At 62.8% G+C, this 18,450-nt stretch carries 15 protein-coding genes; 6 read left to right on the forward strand and 9 right to left on the reverse strand.

The features are described from left to right. Nucleotides 1–10: 10 nt before the first annotated feature. Nucleotides 11–973: a glycosyltransferase family 2 protein gene (locus XH83_RS25305; protein WP_194403415.1), complete on the reverse strand. Its 963-nt coding sequence runs from the start codon at nucleotides 971–973 to the stop codon at nucleotides 11–13. 716 nt (nucleotides 974–1,689) lie between these two features. Between XH83_RS25305 and XH83_RS25310 the strand changes: the two genes are divergently transcribed. After that, nucleotides 1,690–2,175 (forward strand): hypothetical protein, encoded by a 486-nt coding sequence (locus XH83_RS25310; RefSeq protein ID WP_194403416.1) that lies wholly within the window; start codon nucleotides 1,690–1,692, stop codon nucleotides 2,173–2,175. Nucleotides 2,176–3,136: 961 nt separating this feature from the next. On the opposite strand, the gene XH83_RS25315 is transcribed toward XH83_RS25310, so the two are convergent. The 4 genes from XH83_RS25315 to XH83_RS25330 all read right to left on the reverse strand — a co-directional run bounded on the left by XH83_RS25315 (nucleotide 3,137) and on the right by XH83_RS25330 (nucleotide 7,382). Further along, nucleotides 3,137–4,006 (reverse strand): outer membrane protein, encoded by an 870-nt coding sequence (locus XH83_RS25315; protein WP_194403417.1) that lies wholly within the window; start codon nucleotides 4,004–4,006, stop codon nucleotides 3,137–3,139. Nucleotides 4,007–4,157: 151 nt separating this feature from the next. Then, complete coding sequence (locus XH83_RS25320; protein WP_194403418.1) at nucleotides 4,158–5,684, reverse strand: tripartite tricarboxylate transporter permease; 1,527 nt, start codon at nucleotides 5,682–5,684, stop codon at nucleotides 4,158–4,160. A gap of 12 nt (nucleotides 5,685–5,696) precedes the next feature. Beyond that, entirely contained in the window at nucleotides 5,697–6,239 is a 543-nt protein-coding gene (locus XH83_RS25325; RefSeq protein WP_194403419.1) for a tripartite tricarboxylate transporter TctB family protein, read from the reverse strand. A gap of 168 nt (nucleotides 6,240–6,407) precedes the next feature. Further along, a complete protein-coding gene (locus XH83_RS25330) occupies nucleotides 6,408–7,382 on the reverse strand; it encodes a tripartite tricarboxylate transporter substrate binding protein (RefSeq protein ID WP_194403420.1) in 975 nt (324 codons plus the stop codon). A gap of 317 nt (nucleotides 7,383–7,699) precedes the next feature. Here XH83_RS25330 and XH83_RS25335 point away from each other — a divergent pair, with 317 nt between their 5' ends. Together XH83_RS25335 and XH83_RS25340 are read left to right on the forward strand one after the other, a co-directional pair. Then, complete coding sequence (locus XH83_RS25335; protein ID WP_194403421.1) at nucleotides 7,700–8,053, forward strand: hypothetical protein; 354 nt, start codon at nucleotides 7,700–7,702, stop codon at nucleotides 8,051–8,053. Between the two features lie 254 nt (nucleotides 8,054–8,307). Then, nucleotides 8,308–8,727 (forward strand): hypothetical protein, encoded by a 420-nt coding sequence (locus tag XH83_RS25340; protein ID WP_194403422.1) that lies wholly within the window; start codon nucleotides 8,308–8,310, stop codon nucleotides 8,725–8,727. Between the two features lie 462 nt (nucleotides 8,728–9,189). Here XH83_RS25340 and XH83_RS25345 read toward each other — a convergent pair whose 3' ends face one another. From XH83_RS25345 to XH83_RS25360, 4 genes are all read right to left on the reverse strand, one after another. Next, nucleotides 9,190–9,987 (reverse strand): enoyl-CoA hydratase/isomerase family protein, encoded by a 798-nt coding sequence (locus tag XH83_RS25345; protein WP_194403423.1) that lies wholly within the window; start codon nucleotides 9,985–9,987, stop codon nucleotides 9,190–9,192. Nucleotides 9,988–10,011: 24 nt separating this feature from the next. Beyond that, the gene (locus XH83_RS25350) at nucleotides 10,012–11,211 is read right to left on the reverse strand and encodes an alanine--glyoxylate aminotransferase family protein (protein ID WP_194403424.1); all 1,200 of its coding nucleotides are present in this window, start codon (nucleotides 11,209–11,211) and stop codon (nucleotides 10,012–10,014) included. Between the two features lie 241 nt (nucleotides 11,212–11,452). Beyond that, nucleotides 11,453–12,736 carry an MFS transporter gene (locus XH83_RS25355; RefSeq protein WP_194403425.1) on the reverse strand — a complete coding sequence of 428 codons (1,284 nt, stop codon included), beginning with the start codon at nucleotides 12,734–12,736 and terminating at the stop codon, nucleotides 11,453–11,455. Nucleotides 12,737–12,790: 54 nt separating this feature from the next. Then, nucleotides 12,791–13,993, reverse strand: a complete 1,203-nt coding sequence (locus XH83_RS25360) for an alanine--glyoxylate aminotransferase family protein (RefSeq protein ID WP_371746140.1) — start codon at nucleotides 13,991–13,993, stop codon at nucleotides 12,791–12,793. A 133-nt stretch (nucleotides 13,994–14,126) separates the two neighbouring features. Here XH83_RS25360 and XH83_RS25365 point away from each other — a divergent pair, with 133 nt between their 5' ends. The 3 genes from XH83_RS25365 (at nucleotide 14,127) to XH83_RS25375 (ending at nucleotide 18,376) form a co-directional block, all read left to right on the forward strand. Next, nucleotides 14,127–14,876: a GntR family transcriptional regulator gene (locus XH83_RS25365; RefSeq protein ID WP_194403427.1), complete on the forward strand. Its 750-nt coding sequence runs from the start codon at nucleotides 14,127–14,129 to the stop codon at nucleotides 14,874–14,876. 103 nt (nucleotides 14,877–14,979) lie between these two features. After that, nucleotides 14,980–17,955 (forward strand): FAD-binding and (Fe-S)-binding domain-containing protein, encoded by a 2,976-nt coding sequence (locus tag XH83_RS25370; protein WP_194403428.1) that lies wholly within the window; start codon nucleotides 14,980–14,982, stop codon nucleotides 17,953–17,955. Beyond that, the gene (locus XH83_RS25375; protein WP_063688197.1) at nucleotides 17,948–18,376 is read left to right on the forward strand and encodes a heme-binding protein; all 429 of its coding nucleotides are present in this window, start codon (nucleotides 17,948–17,950) and stop codon (nucleotides 18,374–18,376) included. Before XH83_RS25370 ends, XH83_RS25375 begins: the two co-directional genes overlap by 8 nt. The last annotated feature ends 74 nt before the right edge of the window (nucleotides 18,377–18,450 follow it).

Raw genomic sequence — 18,450 nt, forward strand, 5'->3', positions numbered from 1 at the left:
CGCCTGCGCGTCAGGCGCCCGATGGCGGCGTGGAATCGAAATTGACGCGCTCGCGCTCGAACACGACGGGCTTCTCGCGCACCTGTCCGTAGATCGCGAGGACGTACTCTCCGATCATGCCCATGAAGAACAGCTGCACGCCGCCGAAAAAGAACATGGCGACGATCAACGTGATGATGCCGGGTTCGGCGAGTTGCCGGTACAGGACGAGGCCAATCACGAAATTGACGAGAGCGTAGCCGATGCTCAGGGCCGAGATCAGAAAGCCCGCGAACAGGCCGAAGCGGACCGGCGCCGTGGTGAAGGACACCAGCCCGTTGAGGCCCTGGTCGATCAGCGCGCTGGCGCGGTTCTTCGAAAAGCCCTTCTTACGCTCGCGCCAGGTGTAGGGCACGCCGACCATGCGGCCACCGCACTCGAATGTCATCATTCGCATGAAGGGATAGGCGTCGCGGACATGACGCATCGCCTCGACGACGCGCCTGTCGACGAATTGGAAGTCGCCGACGCCCGGAGGCACCTTGAGCTCGGAGAACCTGGTCAGCACGCGGTAATAGGCCTTGCGCAGCCCGCGCATCAGCCGACCTTCCTCCCGAACCGCGCGGATGCCGTAGACGATCTCGTTGCCGGCCTCCCACAGCTTGACGAACTGGGGCAGCAATTCGGGCGGATCTTGCAGGTCGGCCGGCATGAACAGCAGAACGGCGTCCCCGCTGCTAGCCATCACCCCGTTATAGGTGTTGCGCAGCGGCCCGAAATTGCGCGCGTTGACGATGATTTTCACCGCGGAATCCTGCGCCGCGATCCCACGCAGGATCTCGACCGTGCGGTCGTCGGAATCGTTGTCGCAGAAAATGTGCTCGCGCCTATATCCGTGTAGATTGTTCTTGAATACGTCGCGGATTGCCTCGTAGCAATCTTTGACGTTGAGTTCCTCATTATAACAAGGCGTTACAATGCTTATCGTCTTCAATGCGAGACCCAGAGAGCTGCGTGATAGGCAATGATCCAGCCCAAAAGGGCTCCGACTCGCGTACAGACAAGCCTCGATCCGACTAGATCATCGTGGCAATCGATATGCAAGCGTCGCCGCGCTTGAGAAGCCGCGGAGCGATGGAGGGATCATTGTCCACCGCAGCGCTGGAACCTAGCGATAATAACGAACTAAATGAGCAGAGATCTGAACATGCGACCAGAACAAATCTGGAGCGGTGCAGCACGGCCGCAACGGGGCCGCACCTTCAGTTGGCCCGCAATCGTTTTCAGGAAATCAGCGCGGGAACGGCAAAACAGGCTTCTCAGTACTTGGCCGGCCTTCCGGATCGATGCTCAGGCCTCTATTCGGGGTCGCCTCGGTGTAGCTTTCAGTAATTCGCTGATATACGTAACCGGTGGCGCGGCCTGGGCTGATATGAATCACACCTACGTGCTCGCGAACGCTCTGTTGAGACGGTCTCCACCACCCGTACCGGCTGGACGGGCGGCGCAGGCTTGGAATACGGCTTCACCCCATGGAATACCGGTTCATGCTCGTACGAGAAGCCGGGGAACGCGACGGTCGAGTTGTTCCGGAAGGTGCCGAAACCGGTGTAGCGATATTCAACACGGGCCGACCAGTTGGCTTTTGAGCTGCTAATTGATTGCGTCTTTTTGTTTTTCTGGTAGCGAGCAGTCCCGACGGCAAAGCAAATGATTTTGAGCACGCATGCAATCGTCGGTGGCGCGATCGCCAGCCTATTTCCGTTTCACCCAGCGGCCGCGGCATTCGCTGGTTTCGCTAGCCATTTTGTAATTGATGCAATCCCGCACTGGGACTATCCCCTTCGCTCGATAAGTCTGGGCAAAGGTGCTACCAATCGTCGCCTGTCCTTTAGCACCGCGACGCTGACGGATTTCGCAATCATCGGCTTTGATGCATGTGCTGGACTCGGCCTTGCCCTTTGGATTTTTGCAGCGGAAGAATCATTTTGGACGGTTGTGATCGGTGCATTCGCGGCGATGTTGCCAGACGCATTGCAGTTTCTGCACACGCTCTACCCGCGCGGCTTACTTCATGCTCTCCAACGCTTTCATTGGTGGATACACTCTAAGCGCGCGTTGAAGGGATTGTTTGGCGTGGGTTCGCAACTTGCCTTTGCTGGAATGATTGCTGCACTTGCGAGAAGCTTCCATTGAATCCAGCGAGAACTGGCAGTCGCGGTACCCAACGAAGAGTTCAGGTTCCCTCAGATTTTAGCGGACGACGCTTTGTTTACCTTTCAGATCCCGGTCAAAGTAGACCGGTCTGCTCGATCCTTAGTGAGACTGCGAACTCATCAGGCAGAAGCGCGCTGGCTGTCTCGACAGCGATGCGCGGTGGGAGTCCTCGGCATGTCATTGAGGAAGGGCGAAGTAAGACCACCTCATTCCTCTGACCAGCTTATTATCCGTTTAGTTGCGAGACCGAGAAATTGATGTCGAGGCGTCGGAATAACACGGGGGAAATTGACCGCCTGCTAGCATCCCAATAGCCTCGCCCAAATGCTACCTTTCAGTCAAAACAATCGACAGCATGGATAGCCAGAATTTTCGTATACGGCCTGCCCGGTGTGTCGGTCCGTCTACCAACGTTGCATCGAGCCTGTGGAACGGCAGAGACAGGGCACTTTCGATGCAACAAGTGCAGCGAGATCATCGCGCAGTAGCATACGCCGTACCGGTCTACACCAAATGTGACCAGGCGGCTGCACCTTCGGCGAAGTCCCTCCAGCCTGCTCGCAACACAAAGCTCAAGTTTGCCGAGATCATAGCTGGCGAGATATGCGAACCAAGAAACGAGTTGTATGCCAAAGCCCGGTTAGGCATTTGTCCGCTCATGAAAATTGAATGTCTCCACGACAAAATCCAGACCATGCACTAACAGCGCGGCCGAAGCGGCGCGTCAGCGGCGGTCGAAACGATCGCCAACCCTGGGGGCACCACAGCGAAGTCCTCTTAAGGCTTCGAATCGTTGCCAGAACAATGGAATCCGGCAAGCAGACTGACGAGGTGCTAACGAATCACAAGCTTAGGGACGCGAAATTGGCATGCGCCCCGCTCGGTAGCGACGATGCCCGATAGAATTGCCGAGCATTCAAGGCAGTTCGCGCTGGCCAGTTCAGTATTTTGCAACAACGGGCGTCGAAGTGAACGCATAGTTGAAGCCGGCCCGCAGCACGTGATCGTGGAAGCTGACGTCCGCCTGATTGGCGGTTCCCGCGAAGTATGTCTTGGTCCCAAAATCCATGTAGAGGTATTCGAGTTTGGCCGACCAATTCCGGGTGAACTTGCGTTCGGCACCTGCGCCAATGGTCCAGCCCAGTCGCGTATCAGTGGTACTCACCCCCGCCCCGATCGGAAAGTTGAACGCACCGAGTGGAGTTGTGCCACCGAGACCCGGTCCGAAGACCTGGATACCAAGGGTGGTCGCGGAAGAATATTTGAACTCGCCGATAGCGAGACCGCCCGTCGCATACCAAAGCGTCTGCGGATCCGATAAGCCGCCGACGCGCCCGCGGAACGTTGCGAACCACTGCAAGTCGTAAGAGAGATTCCCGGTCAATGTTGCAATTGAATTGAAATCCGTACCGCCGGGGATGCCGACGATGTTCGAACCGTAACGCGCGCTCGTCGTAGTTACCGTCCGTGACCACCGCTCGCCCGTTGCCTGAATGTCGCCCTCGAGGCCGACGACCCATTTCGGATCGACCTGCCAATTGTACCCCAGTTGACCGCCGGCCAGCCAACCATCGACGTTCCGGCCAAACGCACCGAATTGCGTGGCCGGGAATGGCAGTGCGATCGGCGCGATAGTTGTGTCCGCGCGGCCCCAGCTGTATCCGGCGTTCAATCCGGCATAGAAGCCTGTCCAGCTCCAGACCGGATCGACGACCGGCGGCGCTTTCACATACGGCTTGGCCGCCAGATCGGCAGCCATCGCGTTCGTCGCGAGCAGCGAGAGCGCAGCTGTCACCACAATCAGCTTCATGAATTCCCCCTGCGACAAAAATAAAAATCTGGCCGCAGCGTAACCCCGAACCTAGACCTCGGCTGTCGCAGGGCGGCAACATCCAGAAACAATCACAAGGCGTCAGCGCCTGGACTACGGCGACACAGAAAATCTAAGACGCTGATTCCATTCAATTTTTTATTGTGCCGCGGTTGTGCCCCGCCCCAGTCCAACCGAGACGGCCGAGCAAACCGTCGATCACGGGCCAGAACAGCAGCACGATCGCCAGGGTCGTGATCGAGCCGACCAGGCCATTCGACCAGAACACCTTCAGCGTCCCGCCGGAGCCGATCATCGACAGGCGGAAGGCATCCTCGGCGCGGTTGCCGAGCACGAGCGCGAGGGTGAACGGCGCCAGGGGAATGCCGATCTTCTTGAAGACGTAGCCGACGATACCGAAGCCGAGCATCAGCCAGATGTCGAACATCGCGTTCTGGATCGCGTAGGCGCCGATCGCGCAGGACACCACGATCATCGGCGCAACGGCGGCGAACGGCACGCGCAGGATCGAGGCGAAGATCGGCACCGTCGTCAGCACCAGCACGAGGCCGACGACGTTGCCGAGATACATCGAGGCGATCAGGCCCCAGACGAAGTCCTTGTGCTCGACGAACAGCAGCGGCCCCGGGTTGAGCCCCCACACCATCAGCCCGCCGAGCAGGATCGCCGCGGTGCCCGAGCCTGGAATGCCGAGCGCCAGCATCGGCAACAGCGCGGAGGTCCCGGAGGCATGCGCCGCCGTCTCCGGCGCGAACACGCCCTCGATGCGGCCCTTGCCGAAGCTCTCGGGATCCTTGGCGAAACGTTTTGCCAAATTGTAGCCCATGAAGGAGGCCGCGATCGCGCCGCCCGGGGTGATGCCGAGCCAGCAGCCGATGAAGGAGGAGCGCAGCAGCGTCACCCAGTATTTCGGCAGGTCCTTCCAGACGCTGAGCACGACGCGCAGCGAAATGCTCGCCGCATGCCCGCGCAGCGCCAGCCGCTCCTCCATCGTCAGCAGGATCTCGCTGATGCCGAACAGGCCGATGACGGCGACCAGGAAGTTGATGCCGCGAAGCAGCTCCGGCGAGCCGAAGGTCATGCGCAGATTGCCCGACACGGTATCCATGCCGATGCCGGCGAGCAGCAGCCCCAGCGACATCGAGATGACCGTCTTGTGCTTGGCCTCGCGTCCCAATCCGACAAAGGAGCAGAAGGTGAGCAGATACACCGCGAAGAACTCGGGCGGGCCGAATTTCAGCGCAAAGGACGAGATCATCGGCGCAAGGAAGGTGATCAGCAGCACCGCAACCAGCGAGCCGATGAAGGAGGAGGTGAACGCCGCGGTCAGCGCCTCCGCCGCCCTGCCCTGCTGCGCCATCGGATAGCCGTCGAACGTGGTCGCGACGGACCAGGCTTCGCCGGGAATGTTGAACAGGATCGAGGTGATCGCACCGCCGAACAGCGCGCCCCAATAGATGCAGGACAGCATCACGATCGCCGAGGTCGGATCCATCGTGAAGGTGAGCGGCAGCAGGATCGCAACGCCGTTGGGGCCGCCGAGGCCCGGCAGGACGCCGACGAAGATGCCGAGCACCAGCCCGACCATCATCAGCAGGACCGTCTTCCACGTCAGCAGGACGGCAAAACCGTGAAGCAGGAGACCAAAAGCTTCCATCGCGAATTCCGCCTAGCGGCCGAGGGCCGCTTCGAGCGGCCCTTTCGGCATGATGACGTCGAAGGCGATGTCGAAGGTGACGAACATGATCGCCGTGAAGAAGAAGGCTGTGAGCAGCGACTTCCACAGCGCGATCTTGCCGACGAAGCGCATGAAGCCCGCGATCAGGAGGAAGCTCGCGACATAGAGGCCGAGGAACTGCGTCAGCAGGCAGAACAGCAGCGTCGGCAAGAACACCGCCAGCACGCGGCGGCCTTGCGCGCGCGTGACGAAACTTCCGGACGAGGCACGCCGCGCCAGCAGCGCGACGACGAGGCCATAGAGGCTGCCGCCCCCGAGGATGACCGAGAGATAGAACGGGAAATAGCCGGGCTCGGGCCCGGTCGCATCCCAGGACGCGCCGGTGCGCCAATTGTCGGTGCCGAGCGTGACGGCCAGCGCGAGCAGCAGGAGACAGACGACGATCTCGACCGTGCCGGAGGACACGACCGAGGGCGAGTCGTCTTCAGGCGCGGTCGGATCGTCGACGACGATTTCTAGATCGGTTTGGGACATGAGCTCTGGTGCACGTCTGGGAATTGTTAACCTCTCCCCGTTCTTACGGGGAGAGGTCGGCGCGAAGCGCCGGGTGAGGGGCTCTCTCCACGGCTAGACTCGTGGAGAGAACCCCTCACCCCGTGCCCTCTCCCCGTAAGAACGGGAAGAGGGAGAAGAGAGAGCCAGCTACTTCGCGACGAACCCGGCTTCGGTCATCAGCGACTTGTTCTGCGCGTCATCCTCCTCGAGGAACTGCACCATGTCCTTGCCGGTGAGGAAGATCGGCTTCAGCGCCTGCTTCTCCATGTATTCCTTGTACTCCGCGGTCTGCGTCACCTTGTGGAAGAGATCGACGTAGAACGCCTGCTGCTCGGCCGTGACCTTGCCGGGCAGGAACATCGCGCGCAGCATCAGATATTGCACGTCGACGCCCTCCTCCTTGCAGGTCGGGATGTCGGCCCAGGACTGGGTCTCGGTCACCTTGGTGGTGTAGGAGATGCGCTCCTTGTCGAACACGCAGAGCGGACGCACCTGGCCCGCGCGCCAGACTTCGAGATTTTCGGATGGGTTGTTGACGTTGGCCTCGGTGTGGTTGCCGACCAGCTGGGTTGCGGCCTCGCCGCCGGACTTGTAGGGCAGATAGGAGAACTTCGCGCCGGTCTTCTGCTCGAGGAACACGGTCAGCACGTGGTCCTCGCGCTTCGAGCCGGTGCCGCCCATCTTGAACGGCGCGCTCGCGGCCTTCGCCGCCGCGACGAACTCCTTCACCGTCTTGGGCCCCGCGCTGTTGTCCCACAGCACGAACTGGTCGAGCGCGACCACCGAAACCGGGGTCAGCTCACGCCAGTTGAACGGGATCTTCGCCGACAGCGGCAGCATGTAGATCAACGAATAGGCGATCAGCACCTTGTTCGGATCGCCCTCGCTGGACTTCATGTACATTAGCGCTTCCGCACCCGAGGCGCCGCCCTTGAGCGAGACGACGACCGGCTGCTTCATCAGATTGTTCTTCTGGATCGCGGCTTGCATCATCCGCGCCATCTGGTCCGAGGCGCCGCCCGCGCCGGCCGCCACCACGATCTCGACCGGCTTTGCCGGCTCCCAGCCGGCAAAGGCCGGCGTGCCGCACAGCGCGGCCGTCAGTGCCAGCGCGGCCTTCATTCCATGTCCCACGAGCGTGCTCCCCAAGTTCTTGCCTATGTTCTTGTTCGGATTGGAAATTCTGAAGATGAATTCAGAGCCATTGTGCGGGCGAATACGATTGAGTTCAAGCCGTCCGACGTCATCCCCTTTATGACTTTGGAATGAGACCAGGCCGCGGAACGAGACAAAGTTGCATAGTCAGGTTAGAAGCCACGGGCCTGGTGAGCCCGGAGAGCAAGACCAGGGGCCTTGATCGGATTCAGAAATGCCCCAGTCCCAGGCGCTTCGGTAAGTCGGCTTCATGATGAGTCGGAGAAGTTGAGAGTTGCGAATTGATGCCGCGCCTGCTCTACATCAACGAAAAATTTGGCCATGACGCGACGATCATCCTCGAGAGCGGCGACGCCTGTTGGGTCTCCGTCGGCAAGAGGGGCGTCTTGGTGCGTTCGCACGGGCACAGCTTTTGGGGCGGCCTATTGGGAAGCCTGTTCGGCCCGAAGCTTTATCAGGAACGGAATATCTACCAGGCCCTGAATGTTGCCCAAGCTCTCGCGGCGAAGTTTCGGCCGGTTCCACAAATTAAGTGCAAGGACATGATGCTGAGAGCATTCTGCACGGCGGCCTGGCAGTGCTCTTCACCCGAGTTGGTTAAAGCTGTATTGAATGATCCGGCGTTGCTTGCGGCGTAACTTGCTGCGCTTGCCGGACTCATTTTGCTTCCATTTCGCCTTGCTATTTTCTGAGTCAACCATATTCCTGAAATATGAATACGCGTAAAAAAGTCATTTTGGACCACGTCCACGAGCGGCGGAGAACGCGTTGGAAGGTGCAATGGGGAGTTCCTGCCCGAGCTGCTGGGGGAACTGCAAGGGCAGCCGCGCTATCAGGTGACGAGCGACGGGAGATTGCGCGGAAGGCCGCCGAGGCCCGTTGGGCGAGACATTTGCCACAGGCAACTCATCAAGGCGTCCTTCGATCTGGGGACATCGAAATCGAAGTTGCTATCCTTGAAGACGGACAGCGTGTGATTACTCAAAGCGGCTTCATGGTGGGTCTTGGTCGCATTCGTCCGCCTAAAGGACGTCGATATTACAAGAGCGGCGCCAGTCTTCCTGCTTTTTTGACAGTGCAGAATCTAGTCCCCTTTATTGGCGAAGATCTTGTTACGGCAGCCCATCAGATCGAGTTCCGCACAAAATCGGGCGTCAAGGCGTTCGGGTACACGCCACAATTCCTCTCAGAGGTCTGTAGTATCTTTGCGCGCGCCCAACATGCTGGAGTCCTGAAGGCCGATCAGCACAAGATTGCCAACCGCGCCCAAACTATCGCCGAGCAGCTGGAACACTCATCCACTTGCGTCTGATAGATGAAGCGACAAGTTACCAAGAATGTCGCGAGACACAGACGCGGCGCAATCCTTATCGGTGTGAGGAATGAATATTAGGCTCCTCCACGTGTTCGTTTAGCGATATCAAGCTAGGAGCCGGCTTATCAGCGCCGAGCCAGAGGATGATTGGGCGAGCTGGAAAGGCGAGGTATTCGCTGCGGTTTAGGGACTACGCATGAGCTTCCTTCAGGGTGCCCTGCTTGTCTTAATGCTGATCGGCGCTGGTCCAACCGTGTTCGCCAAGGGCGTGCCGGAGGATCCAAAACCTCAATCGCAATGCCTTGTGAATGCCTCTGAATTGCCCCCGGGAACGCCAAAGGTCATGTGCCCAACTCGCAGCTCGCCGGGAAGCTTTTGCGCCTGCCCCAGATTCACGAAGGACGGCAAGGCAGACGGATACTTCGTTGGGACGGCAAGATAGCCACCCGTCCGGTCGGGCTACTTGCCCTTCCAGACGGGTGCGCGCTTGTTGAGGAAGGCGTCCATGCCCTCGCGGAAATCGTCGCTCATATAGGCCTTGAGGATCAGGTCCTCGCCCTCTTCGCGCGACAGCGTGCGGCGGATGCGGCGCACGGCTTCCTTGGTCGCTTCCAGCGTGAGCGGGGCGTGGCTCGCCACGAGCTTTGCGGTCTCGTCGGCGCGGCGCTGCAGGGTCTCGACATCAGGGACGATCTCGTTGAGCAGGCCGAGCGACAGGGCCTCCTGCGCCTCGACCAGGCGCGCCTTGAAAATCAGATCCTTGGTGCGGGCAGGCCCGACCAGCGCGACGACACGGCTGATGTTCGACATCGACAGGCAGTTGCCGAGCGTGCGCGCGATCGGAAAGCCCATCCGCGTCGTCTCGGTGCCGATGCGCAAGTCGCAGCAGGCTGCGATCCCGGCGCCACCGCCGGTGCAGGCCCCGGCGATGGCCGCGATCACGGGCACGCGGCACTGCTCGAGCGTGCCGAGCACGCGGTCGATGCGTGCCTCGTAGTCGAGTGCGTCCTGTGCGGTCTTGAACGCACGGAACTGGGAAATGTCGGTGCCGGAGGCGAACGCCTTGTCGCCGGCCCCGGTCAGGATCAGCGCCTTGATCGAACGGTCGGCGTTGATCTCAAGGCAGATCTCCGCCATGCGGTCATACATGGCGAAGGTCATGGCGTTGCGCGCCTGGGGGCGGTTGAAGGTGATCCGCGCGATGCCGTCCGTGACGGAGTAGAGCAGGTCTTCGTTCGTGGTCGTCGGTGCGTTCATCGCGCGCTCACTTTCAAGGTTAGTTCAGGCCACCTGAGCCTTGGTCATCGGGACCACGTCGCGCCCCTTCAGGACGTCCATGGCCGCCAGCACGCCGCCGCTCCGGTGCGGAATCTTTGCAAGATCGAGGCCCATCTCGACGCCGGCGAGCGTCCCCATCAGCATCAGATCGTTGAAATGGCCGATATGGCCGATGCGGAACACCTTGCCCTTGACCTTGTTCAGGCCGGTGCCGAGCGACATGTCGAAGGCTTCCAGCACGACCTTGCGGAACGCGTCGGCGTCGTGTCCATCTGGCACGCGCACGCCGGTCAGCGCCGGCGAGTGCGCAGCGGGGTCGGAGCACTGCGTCTCCAGGCCCCAGACTTTGACCGCGGCGCGCGTGGCGGCGCTGTGGCGCTTGTGGCGGGACCAGACATTCTCCAGCCCCTCCTCTTCCAGCATCTTGACCGCTTCGCGCAGGCCGTAGAGCAGGTTGGTGGCGGGCGTGTAGGGGAAGGTGCCGAGCTTGTTGAAGGTGATGACTTCCTGCCAGTCCCAATAGGAGCGCATGCCGGGATTGGCCTTGGCGACGGCGAGCGCCTTTTCCGAGACGGCGTTGAAACCGAGGCCCGGCGGCAACATCAGGCCCTTCTGCGAGCCGGCGACCGAGACGTCGATACCCCAGGCATCATGTTCGTATTCCATCGAACCGAGGCCGGAGATGGTGTCGACCATCAGCAGCGCCGGATGCTTGACGCGGTCGAGCAGCTTGCGCACCTCCAGCGGCGGCGTCACGCAGCCGGTCGAGGTCTCGTTGTGGACGACGCAGACCGCCTTGATCGCGTGCTGCTTGTCGGCGGTCAGGCGCTTTTCGATCTCGGCGAGGTCGGCGCCATGGCGCCAGTCACTCGGGATGAAATCGACGTCCAGCTTGAACTTGTCGGCAATGCCGCGCCACAGCACGGCGAACTGGCCGGTCTCGCACATCAAGAGCTTGTCGCCGGGCGAGAACACATTGACCATCGCCGCTTCCCAGGCGCCGGTGCCGGACGAGGGGAAGATGATCACGGGCTGCTTGGTCCGGAACACGCGCTGCATCGCGGCAAGGACGGCGAAACCGAGCTCGGCAAACTCCGGACCGCGATGGTCCAGCGTCGGCATGTCCATCGCCCGCAGCACCCGGTCGGGCACATTGGTCGGTCCTGGAATCTGTAGGAAATGCCTTCCAGTATGCACGGTCATCGGCGTCCTTCCCGGTTGTGCCTTGATCTTGATGGCCGCCGAATAGCACCATTTGACCGGCTTGTCCCCTCTCCTAAAGACACCTTCCATGCATAAGCGATGGACCTCCGCCGCCCCCGCCGCCAGGGCGTATGACATCACGGATTTTGGACACCGAAGCCTGCTACTCCCGTCGTGGCCGGGCTCGTCCCGGCCATTTGCCCGGGACAAGCCCGGACATGACTGAAAGTCGTAAAGCGCCCTACTCCGCGGCCACCATCTTTTCGGATGCCCCCCTCCCCGCGGCCTCCGTGAACGGCCGCTCCGGATGCATCAGGAAGGCGGAGAAGCCCCCGAGCAGCAGCAAGCCCATCGACATCAGGAACGGCAGATACCAGTTGCCGGTCACGTCGATCACGAAACCGGCGACCAACGGGGACACGATGGCGGCGAAGGCCGAGCCGGTGTTCATGATTCCCGAGGCGGTCCCGGAATATTTCGGGGCGATGTCCATCGGGATCGACCACATCGGGCCGATCACCAGCTCGGCGCAGAAGAAGCCGGCTGACAGGCACAGCGCCACCACGGTGATGTCGTGGACGAACAGGATCGGCAGCAGCGACAAGAGCGCGCCCGTAAATCCCGCGACCGTGACGCTCAATCGTGCCAGGCGGACATTACCGGTGCGCTCGAGGATCTTGTCCGAGAGCACGCCGCCGACGCTGTCGCCGACCACGCCGGCGAAGAACACGCCCGAGGCGAACAGCGCCGAGTTCTTGATGTCGAGATTGTAGTTGTTCTTGAAGAACAGCGGCAGCCAGTTCAGGTACAGCCACAGGCACCAGCCGTAGCAGAAATAGGTCAGCGTCACCGGCCACATGCGGCCAAAGAGCGGTCCCCAGGGCACGCGCGGCCGTTCGCCGGTCGGGCGCGGCGGCAGCGCCGCGAGCTCCGCCTCGGTGATGGAGGCATGGTCCTTCGGCTCGTTGCGGAAGTACCAGACCCAGATGACGCCCCAGACGAGGCTGACGAGGCCGAGCACCACGAAGGCGCCGCGCCAGGTCAGCCACACGATCAGCAGCGCCACCACCGGCGGCGTCACCGCATTGCCGAGCCGGGCGAAGGAATGCGTGAGCCCTTGCGCAAATCCGCGGCGGCTCGCTGGCGTCCAGTATTGCATCGCGCGCGTCGCGGTCGGGAACGTCGCGCCCTCGCCGAAGCCGAGCGCGAAGCGGGCAATGAACAGCGCGACGAGGCCGTGCACGAAGCCGGTCATGATAGTGGCGACCGCCCAGATCATGCCGCACCAGAACAGCGTCTTGCGCGGCCCGAAACGATCGCCGACCCAGCCGCCGATCACCTGGAACAGCAGATAGGGATAGGCAAAGGCGGAGAAGACGAGGCCCAGCTGCGTGTTCGAGAGGCCGAGCTCCTTCTGGATCTCGCTCGCGGCGGTGCCGATGTTGACCCGGTCGACATAGGTGATGAAGTACATCGCGCAGAGCATCGCCAGCACGACATGCGTGGCCTTGAACCGAACTCCCATCTCGCCCTCCCTGATCGCTTTTTTTGTGATTTCCAGCCGCGCGTCCGGCGCGGCCTAAGTGCCCACCACTTTCAGATGAGGCGATGCATTGCCCTGCGGGCGCTGCTCCAGAAGCTTCATCGCGACATCGACACCGCCGGAGCGATGCGGCACGCCCGCGACCGACAGGCCCATCTCGACGCCGGTGAGCGCGCCGAGCAGCGTCAGCGCGTTGCATTCGCCGAGATGGCCGATACGGAAGACTTTTCCGGCCACCTTCGACAGGCCGGAGCCGAGCGACATGTTGTAATTGTCGAGCACCACCTTCCGGAACTGGTCGGCGTCGTGGCCGGGCGGCATCAGCACGGCGGTGAGCACCGGCGAGAATTCCGACGGCTCCTGGCAGAGCACCTCGAGGCCCCAATGATTGACGGCGGCGCGGGTCGCGGCGGCAAGCCGCTGATGCCGCGCAAACACGTTTTCGAGACCCTCCTCGAGCAGCATCGCGATCGCCTCGCGCAGGCCGTAGAGCAGATTGGTTGCGGGCGTGTAGGGGAAGAAGCCTTTTGCGTTGGGCTTGAGCATCTCCTCCCAGTCGAAATAGGAGCGCGGCATCTTGTTGCTCTTCGCCGCAGCAAGCGCCTTCTGCGAGATCGCATTGAAGCCGAGGCCGGGCGGCAGCATGAAACCCTTCTGCGAGCAGCTGACGCTGACATCGACCTTCCACTCGTCGTGGCGGTAGTCGACCGAGCCGAGCGAGGAAATGGTGTCGACCATCAAGAGCGCCGGATGGCCTGTGCGGTCGATCGCGGCACGGATGTCGGCGATGCGGCTGGTCGCGCCGGTCGAGGTCTCGTTGTGCACGACCATGACGGCCTTGATCGCCTGCGCAGTGTCCTCGGTGAGCCTTGCCTCGATCAATGCGGGATCGGCGCCGCGGCGCCAGTCGCCGGGGACGAAGTCGACCTCGATGCCGAAGCGACCCGCCATCTGGCGCCACAGCGTCGCGAAATGGCCGGTCTCGACCATCAGCACCTTGTCGCCCGGCGACAGCGTGTTGACGATCGCGGCCTCCCAGGCGCCGGTGCCCGAGGAGGGGAAGATCACGACCGGCCCTTTGGTCTGGAAGATCTTCGGGCTGCCTTCGAGCACGATGCGGCCGAGCTCGCCGAACTCCGCGCTGCGGTGGTCGATGACAGGCATGTCCATGGCGCGCAGGACGCGCTCGGGGACCGGGCTCGGGCCCGGAATCTGAAGGAAATGGCGTCCCTGATGCATGAAAACCTCCCTGGCGGCGGGTCTTGGCCGGCTCTGGAGACTATTTTGCATTCATTTTTTGTCCTTTCAATCGAAATTTGGTATTCGATTTCGGACGTCGACGCGACCAAACGGGCAAACTATTGTGCTGCAAATGAAATCCACGATTCCCGACACCGGGGTTCCGATCGCGCCGCCCGGCGCAGATGGCGGCGACCGCCAGGAAAACCGTCCCGAGGCCTCGCTCCATGGCGAGATCCTGCTGCGGCTGCGCGACTACGTGGTCGAGGGCAACATCCCGGAAGGAGCCCGCGTTCCCGAGCGGCAACTCTGCGAGATGCTCGGCATCTCCCGCACGCCGCTGCGCGAGGCGCTGAAAGTGCTTGCGGCCGAGGGGCTGATCGAGCTTCTGCCGAACCGCGGCGCACGGGTGCGCCAGCTCAGCCAGCGCGACATCGAGGAGCTGTTCGACGTCATGGCGGGACTGGAGAGCCTTGCCGGACGGCTCGCCTGCGAGGCCATTACGGATGCGGAAATCGTCGCGATCGAGCAATTGCATTACGAGATGTACGGCCACTACCTGCACCGCGACATGCACGGCTATTTCCAGACCAACCAGCGCATCCACGAGAGCATCGTCGCGGCCGCGCGCAACGAGACGCTGAAGACCGCCTACGCCAATTTCGCGGGGAGAATTCGCCGCGTCCGCTACTCCGCCAATTTTGCCCGCAAGCGGCAACGCTGGGCGGAGGCGATGCGCGAGCACGAGGCCATCCTCGATGCGCTGCGTCGCCGCGCCGCCAGCGAGCTCAGCGACATCCTGTTCCAGCACCTGCGCAACAAGCGGACGGCCGCGATCGAGCATCTGACCGAGCCTCAAGAGGATGCGCCGGCGGCGTCTTAAGGGCGGCCGGCTTGCTCATTTTGAATTCATAATATGTTCGATCAGGGACGATAATGAATAACTCAGCAAAGCTGAGCCTTACTGGATTAGTCCGGGATCAGGGATGACAAACGCCTCCTCACTCGAACGGCGCCTGCGGTCGGAATTGACCGGCGACGTCCTGTTCGACCCCTTCAGCCGCGGCCGCTACGCCACCGACGCCTCGTTCTACCAGATCGTGCCGTCGGGCGTGGTCGTGCCCAGGACCATGGAGGAGGCCCTGCGGGCGCTGGCGATTGCCCGCGACGCGGGGCTGAAGGTCACCCCGCGCGGCGGCGGCACCTCGCAATGCGGCCAGACCGTCAATGACGGGCTCGTGGTCGATCTCTCAAAACACCTCAACCGCATCCTGTCGCTCGACGTCGAGGGCCGCACCTGCGTGGTGGAGCCCGGCATCGTGCTCGACGATCTCAACCGGCAACTGAAAAAGCACGGCCTGTGGTTTCCGGTCGACGTCTCCACGGCTTCCCGCGCCACCATCGGCGGCATGGCCGGCAACAATTCCTGCGGCGGCCGCTCGCTTCGCCACGGCACCATGCGCGACAACACGCTGTCGATGGAAGCTTCGCTCGCCGACGGCACGCTGAGCCGTTTTGGCGAGGTCTCGCGCGACCTCTCCGATCTCGATGCGAGCGACAGCGCACGCGCCCTGTTCCGCGACATGCTCGATCTCGGGTCCCGCGAGGCCGAAGAGATCGCGACGCGCTTTCCGAAGGTGCAGCGCCGGGTCGGCGGCTACAATCTCGATGCGCTCACGCCGCGCAACGCGCGCAACAACATGGCGCATCTTCTGGTCGGCTCCGAGGGCACCCTCGCCTTCACCACCAAGGTCGAGCTGAAGCTGTGGCCTGTGATCCGCAACAAGGCGCTCGGCGTCTGCCATTTCGGCAGTTTCTACGAGGCGATGGACGCGGCCCAGCATCTGGTCAAGCTGAAGCCGATCGCGGTCGAGCTGGTCGACCGCACCATGATCGCGCTCGGCCGCGACATCGCGATGTTCAAGCCGATCATCAACGCCGCGATCAAGGGCGATCCGGACGCCGTGCTCGTCGTGGAATTCGCCGAGGAGAACCAGGCCGACAATCTGGCGCGCCTGAAGCAGCTCGGCGAATTGATGGGCGATCTCGGCTTCGGCTGGACCAACGACACGCGCAAATGGGGCGGCGTGGTCGAGATCACCGAGCCCGCGCTGCAGAGCGGCATCGCCGATTTCCGCGCTGCCGGCCTCAACGTCATGATGTCGATGAAGCAGGAGGGCAAGCCGGTCTCCTTCGTCGAGGACTGCGCGGTGCCGCTGCCGCATTTGGCCGACTACACGCAGCGCCTGAACGAGGTGTTTGCCAAACACGGCACCAGCGGCACCATGTATGCGCACGCCTCCGAGGGTTGCCTGCATGTACGGCCCGTGCTGAATTTGAAGCTGGAGAAGGACGTCAAGGCGATGCGCGCCATCGCCGAGGAGGCTTTCGCGCTGGTGCGCGAATACAAGGGCTCGCATTCCGGCGAGCATGGCGACGGCCTGGTGCGCTCCGAATTCCATGAGACGATGTTCGGCGAGCGCCTCGTCGCGGACTTCAAGGAAGTGAAGCAGCGCTTCGATCCCGAGGGCGTGCTCAATCCCGGCAAGATCGTCGATGCGCCCAGGATGGACGACCGCTCGCTGTTTCGCTTCAAGCCGGACTATCGCGTCGGTGAGTTGAAGACAAAACTCGACTGGTCTGCCTATCCCGGCGCCGGCGGCGGTTTCCAGGGCGCGGTCGAGATGTGCAACAACAACGGCGCCTGCCGCAAGCTCGAGGGCGGCGTGATGTGCCCGTCCTATCGCGCCACGCGCAACGAGAAGGACGTCACCCGCGGGCGCGCCAACACGCTGCGCCTTGCGATCTCCGGCCAGCTCGGGCCCGATGCGCTGTCTTCCGACGAGATGATGGAGACGCTGAAGCTCTGCGTCTCCTGCAAGGCCTGCCGCCATGAATGCCCGACCGGCGTCGACATGGCAAAGATGAAGATCGAAGTGCTCGCCGCGCGCGCGGCCTCTCACGGACTGACGCTGCGCGACCGCCTGGTGGGCTATATCCCGCGCTATGCCGGCCTCGCCGCGCGCTTCGCGCCGCTGGCGAATTTGCGCAACCGCAGCCCGCTGCTGCGAAAGCTGTTCGAACGCTTTGCCGGCATCAGCGCGCGCCGGGCACTCCCCGCCTTCCGCAGCGACGTGTTCGTGCCGCCGGCGGACGCGGTCGGGCCGGAGAACGGACGCGAGGTCGTGCTGTTCGCCGACACGTTCAATCGCATCTACGAGCGCGAGAACCTCGACGCGGCGCTGCGCGTGCTCGCGGCCGGCGGCTATCGCGTTCACATGCCGAAGTCGGCCAAGGGCAGCCGCCCGCTGTGCTGCGGCCGCACCTTCCTGTCCGCAGGGCTCGTCGATGAAGCCAGGTCCGAGCTCGACCGGCTCGTCGCCTCTTTCGCGCCCTTTGCCGCCCGCGGCGTCGCGATCGTCGGTCTCGAGCCGAGCTGCCTCTTGACGCTGCGTGACGAGCTCGCCTCGCTGCGTAGGGATGATGACGCCAAGGCGGTCGGCGCCCATGCGCTGACCTTCGAGGAATTTCTGGTGCGCGAGGCCGAAGCCGGCCGGCTGCAACTGCCGCTCGGCAGCGTCGCCGACAAGGCCGTGGTGCACGGCCATTGCCATCAAAAATCCTTCGGCGCCTTCAAGCCGGTCGAACAGGTGCTGCGCCTCGTCCCCGGCCTCGAGGTCGAGACCATCGAGTCGAGCTGCTGCGGCATGGCCGGCGCCTTCGGTTATGGCGCCGACACCTATGATGCCTCGATCGAGATGGCCGAACTGTCGCTGCTGCCCGCCGTGCGGCGCGCAGGCGAGAATACGCTGGTCGTCGCCGACGGCACCTCCTGCCGCCACCAGATCCACGACGGCACGGGGCGCGAGGCGCTTCACGTCGCGCGCGTGCTGGCGATGAGCCTCGATCGCGCCGAACCCAATTCCACCTCAACCGCTGCAAAGGAGCCCAGCCATGGCTGACCTTACCCTCGACACCGCCCGCAAGATCCTCGACGCCGCCTTCGCAAAGTCCACCGAGCTGAAGCTGAAGCCGCTGGTCGTCACCATCCTGGACGCGCGCGGCGTGCTCAAGATCGCCGCGGCGCAGGACGGCACCAGCCTGATGCGGGCCGAGATCGCGCACGGCAAGGCCTACGGCGCGCTCGCCATGGGCATGGGCTCACGCGCGCTGTTCCAACGCGCGCAGGAGCAGGCCTATTTCATCGACGCCGTGAACACGATTGCCAAAGGCGCTTTGGTGCCGGTGCCCGGCGGCGTGCTGATCATGGACGGCGCGACGCTCCTTGGCGCCGTCGGCGTCTCCGGCGACACCTCCGACAATGACGAGGCCTGCGCGGTGGCGGGTATCCAGGCGGCGGGGCTGAAGGCGAACGCGGGCTGAGCTGCTGTCCCGGCTCTGCAGCGCATCGCCGAAGAGGCGCTGCGCTTCGTCCGGGACACGAGAGCGGTCCCCGG

Source organism: Bradyrhizobium sp. CCBAU 53351, from assembly GCF_015291745.1.
Taxonomy (GTDB): domain Bacteria; phylum Pseudomonadota; class Alphaproteobacteria; order Rhizobiales; family Xanthobacteraceae; genus Bradyrhizobium.

What these genes read in the sequence shown, in the direction of transcription:
- XH83_RS25375 (WP_063688197.1), top strand. Translation starts at nt 17,948, where the DNA reads ATGGCTGACCTTACCCTCGACACCGCCCGCAAGATCCTCGACGCCGCC.
- XH83_RS25330 (WP_194403420.1), bottom strand. Translation starts at nt 7,382, where the DNA reads ATGAAGGCCGCGCTGGCACTGACGGCCGCGCTGTGCGGCACGCCGGCC.
- XH83_RS25325 (WP_194403419.1), bottom strand. Translation starts at nt 6,239, where the DNA reads ATGTCCCAAACCGATCTAGAAATCGTCGTCGACGATCCGACCGCGCCT.
- XH83_RS25360 (WP_371746140.1), bottom strand. Translation starts at nt 13,993, where the DNA reads ATGCATCAGGGACGCCATTTCCTTCAGATTCCGGGCCCGAGCCCGGTC.
- XH83_RS25320 (WP_194403418.1), bottom strand. Translation starts at nt 5,684, where the DNA reads ATGGAAGCTTTTGGTCTCCTGCTTCACGGTTTTGCCGTCCTGCTGACG.
- XH83_RS25350 (WP_194403424.1), bottom strand. Translation starts at nt 11,211, where the DNA reads ATGACCGTGCATACTGGAAGGCATTTCCTACAGATTCCAGGACCGACC.
- XH83_RS25310 (WP_194403416.1), top strand. Translation starts at nt 1,690, where the DNA reads ATGATTTTGAGCACGCATGCAATCGTCGGTGGCGCGATCGCCAGCCTA.
- XH83_RS25345 (WP_194403423.1), bottom strand. Translation starts at nt 9,987, where the DNA reads ATGAACGCACCGACGACCACGAACGAAGACCTGCTCTACTCCGTCACG.
- XH83_RS25335 (WP_194403421.1), top strand. Translation starts at nt 7,700, where the DNA reads ATGCCGCGCCTGCTCTACATCAACGAAAAATTTGGCCATGACGCGACG.
- XH83_RS25370 (WP_194403428.1), top strand. Translation starts at nt 14,980, where the DNA reads ATGACAAACGCCTCCTCACTCGAACGGCGCCTGCGGTCGGAATTGACC.
- XH83_RS25355 (WP_194403425.1), bottom strand. Translation starts at nt 12,736, where the DNA reads ATGGGAGTTCGGTTCAAGGCCACGCATGTCGTGCTGGCGATGCTCTGC.
- XH83_RS25365 (WP_194403427.1), top strand. Translation starts at nt 14,127, where the DNA reads ATGAAATCCACGATTCCCGACACCGGGGTTCCGATCGCGCCGCCCGGC.
- XH83_RS25315 (WP_194403417.1), bottom strand. Translation starts at nt 4,006, where the DNA reads ATGAAGCTGATTGTGGTGACAGCTGCGCTCTCGCTGCTCGCGACGAAC.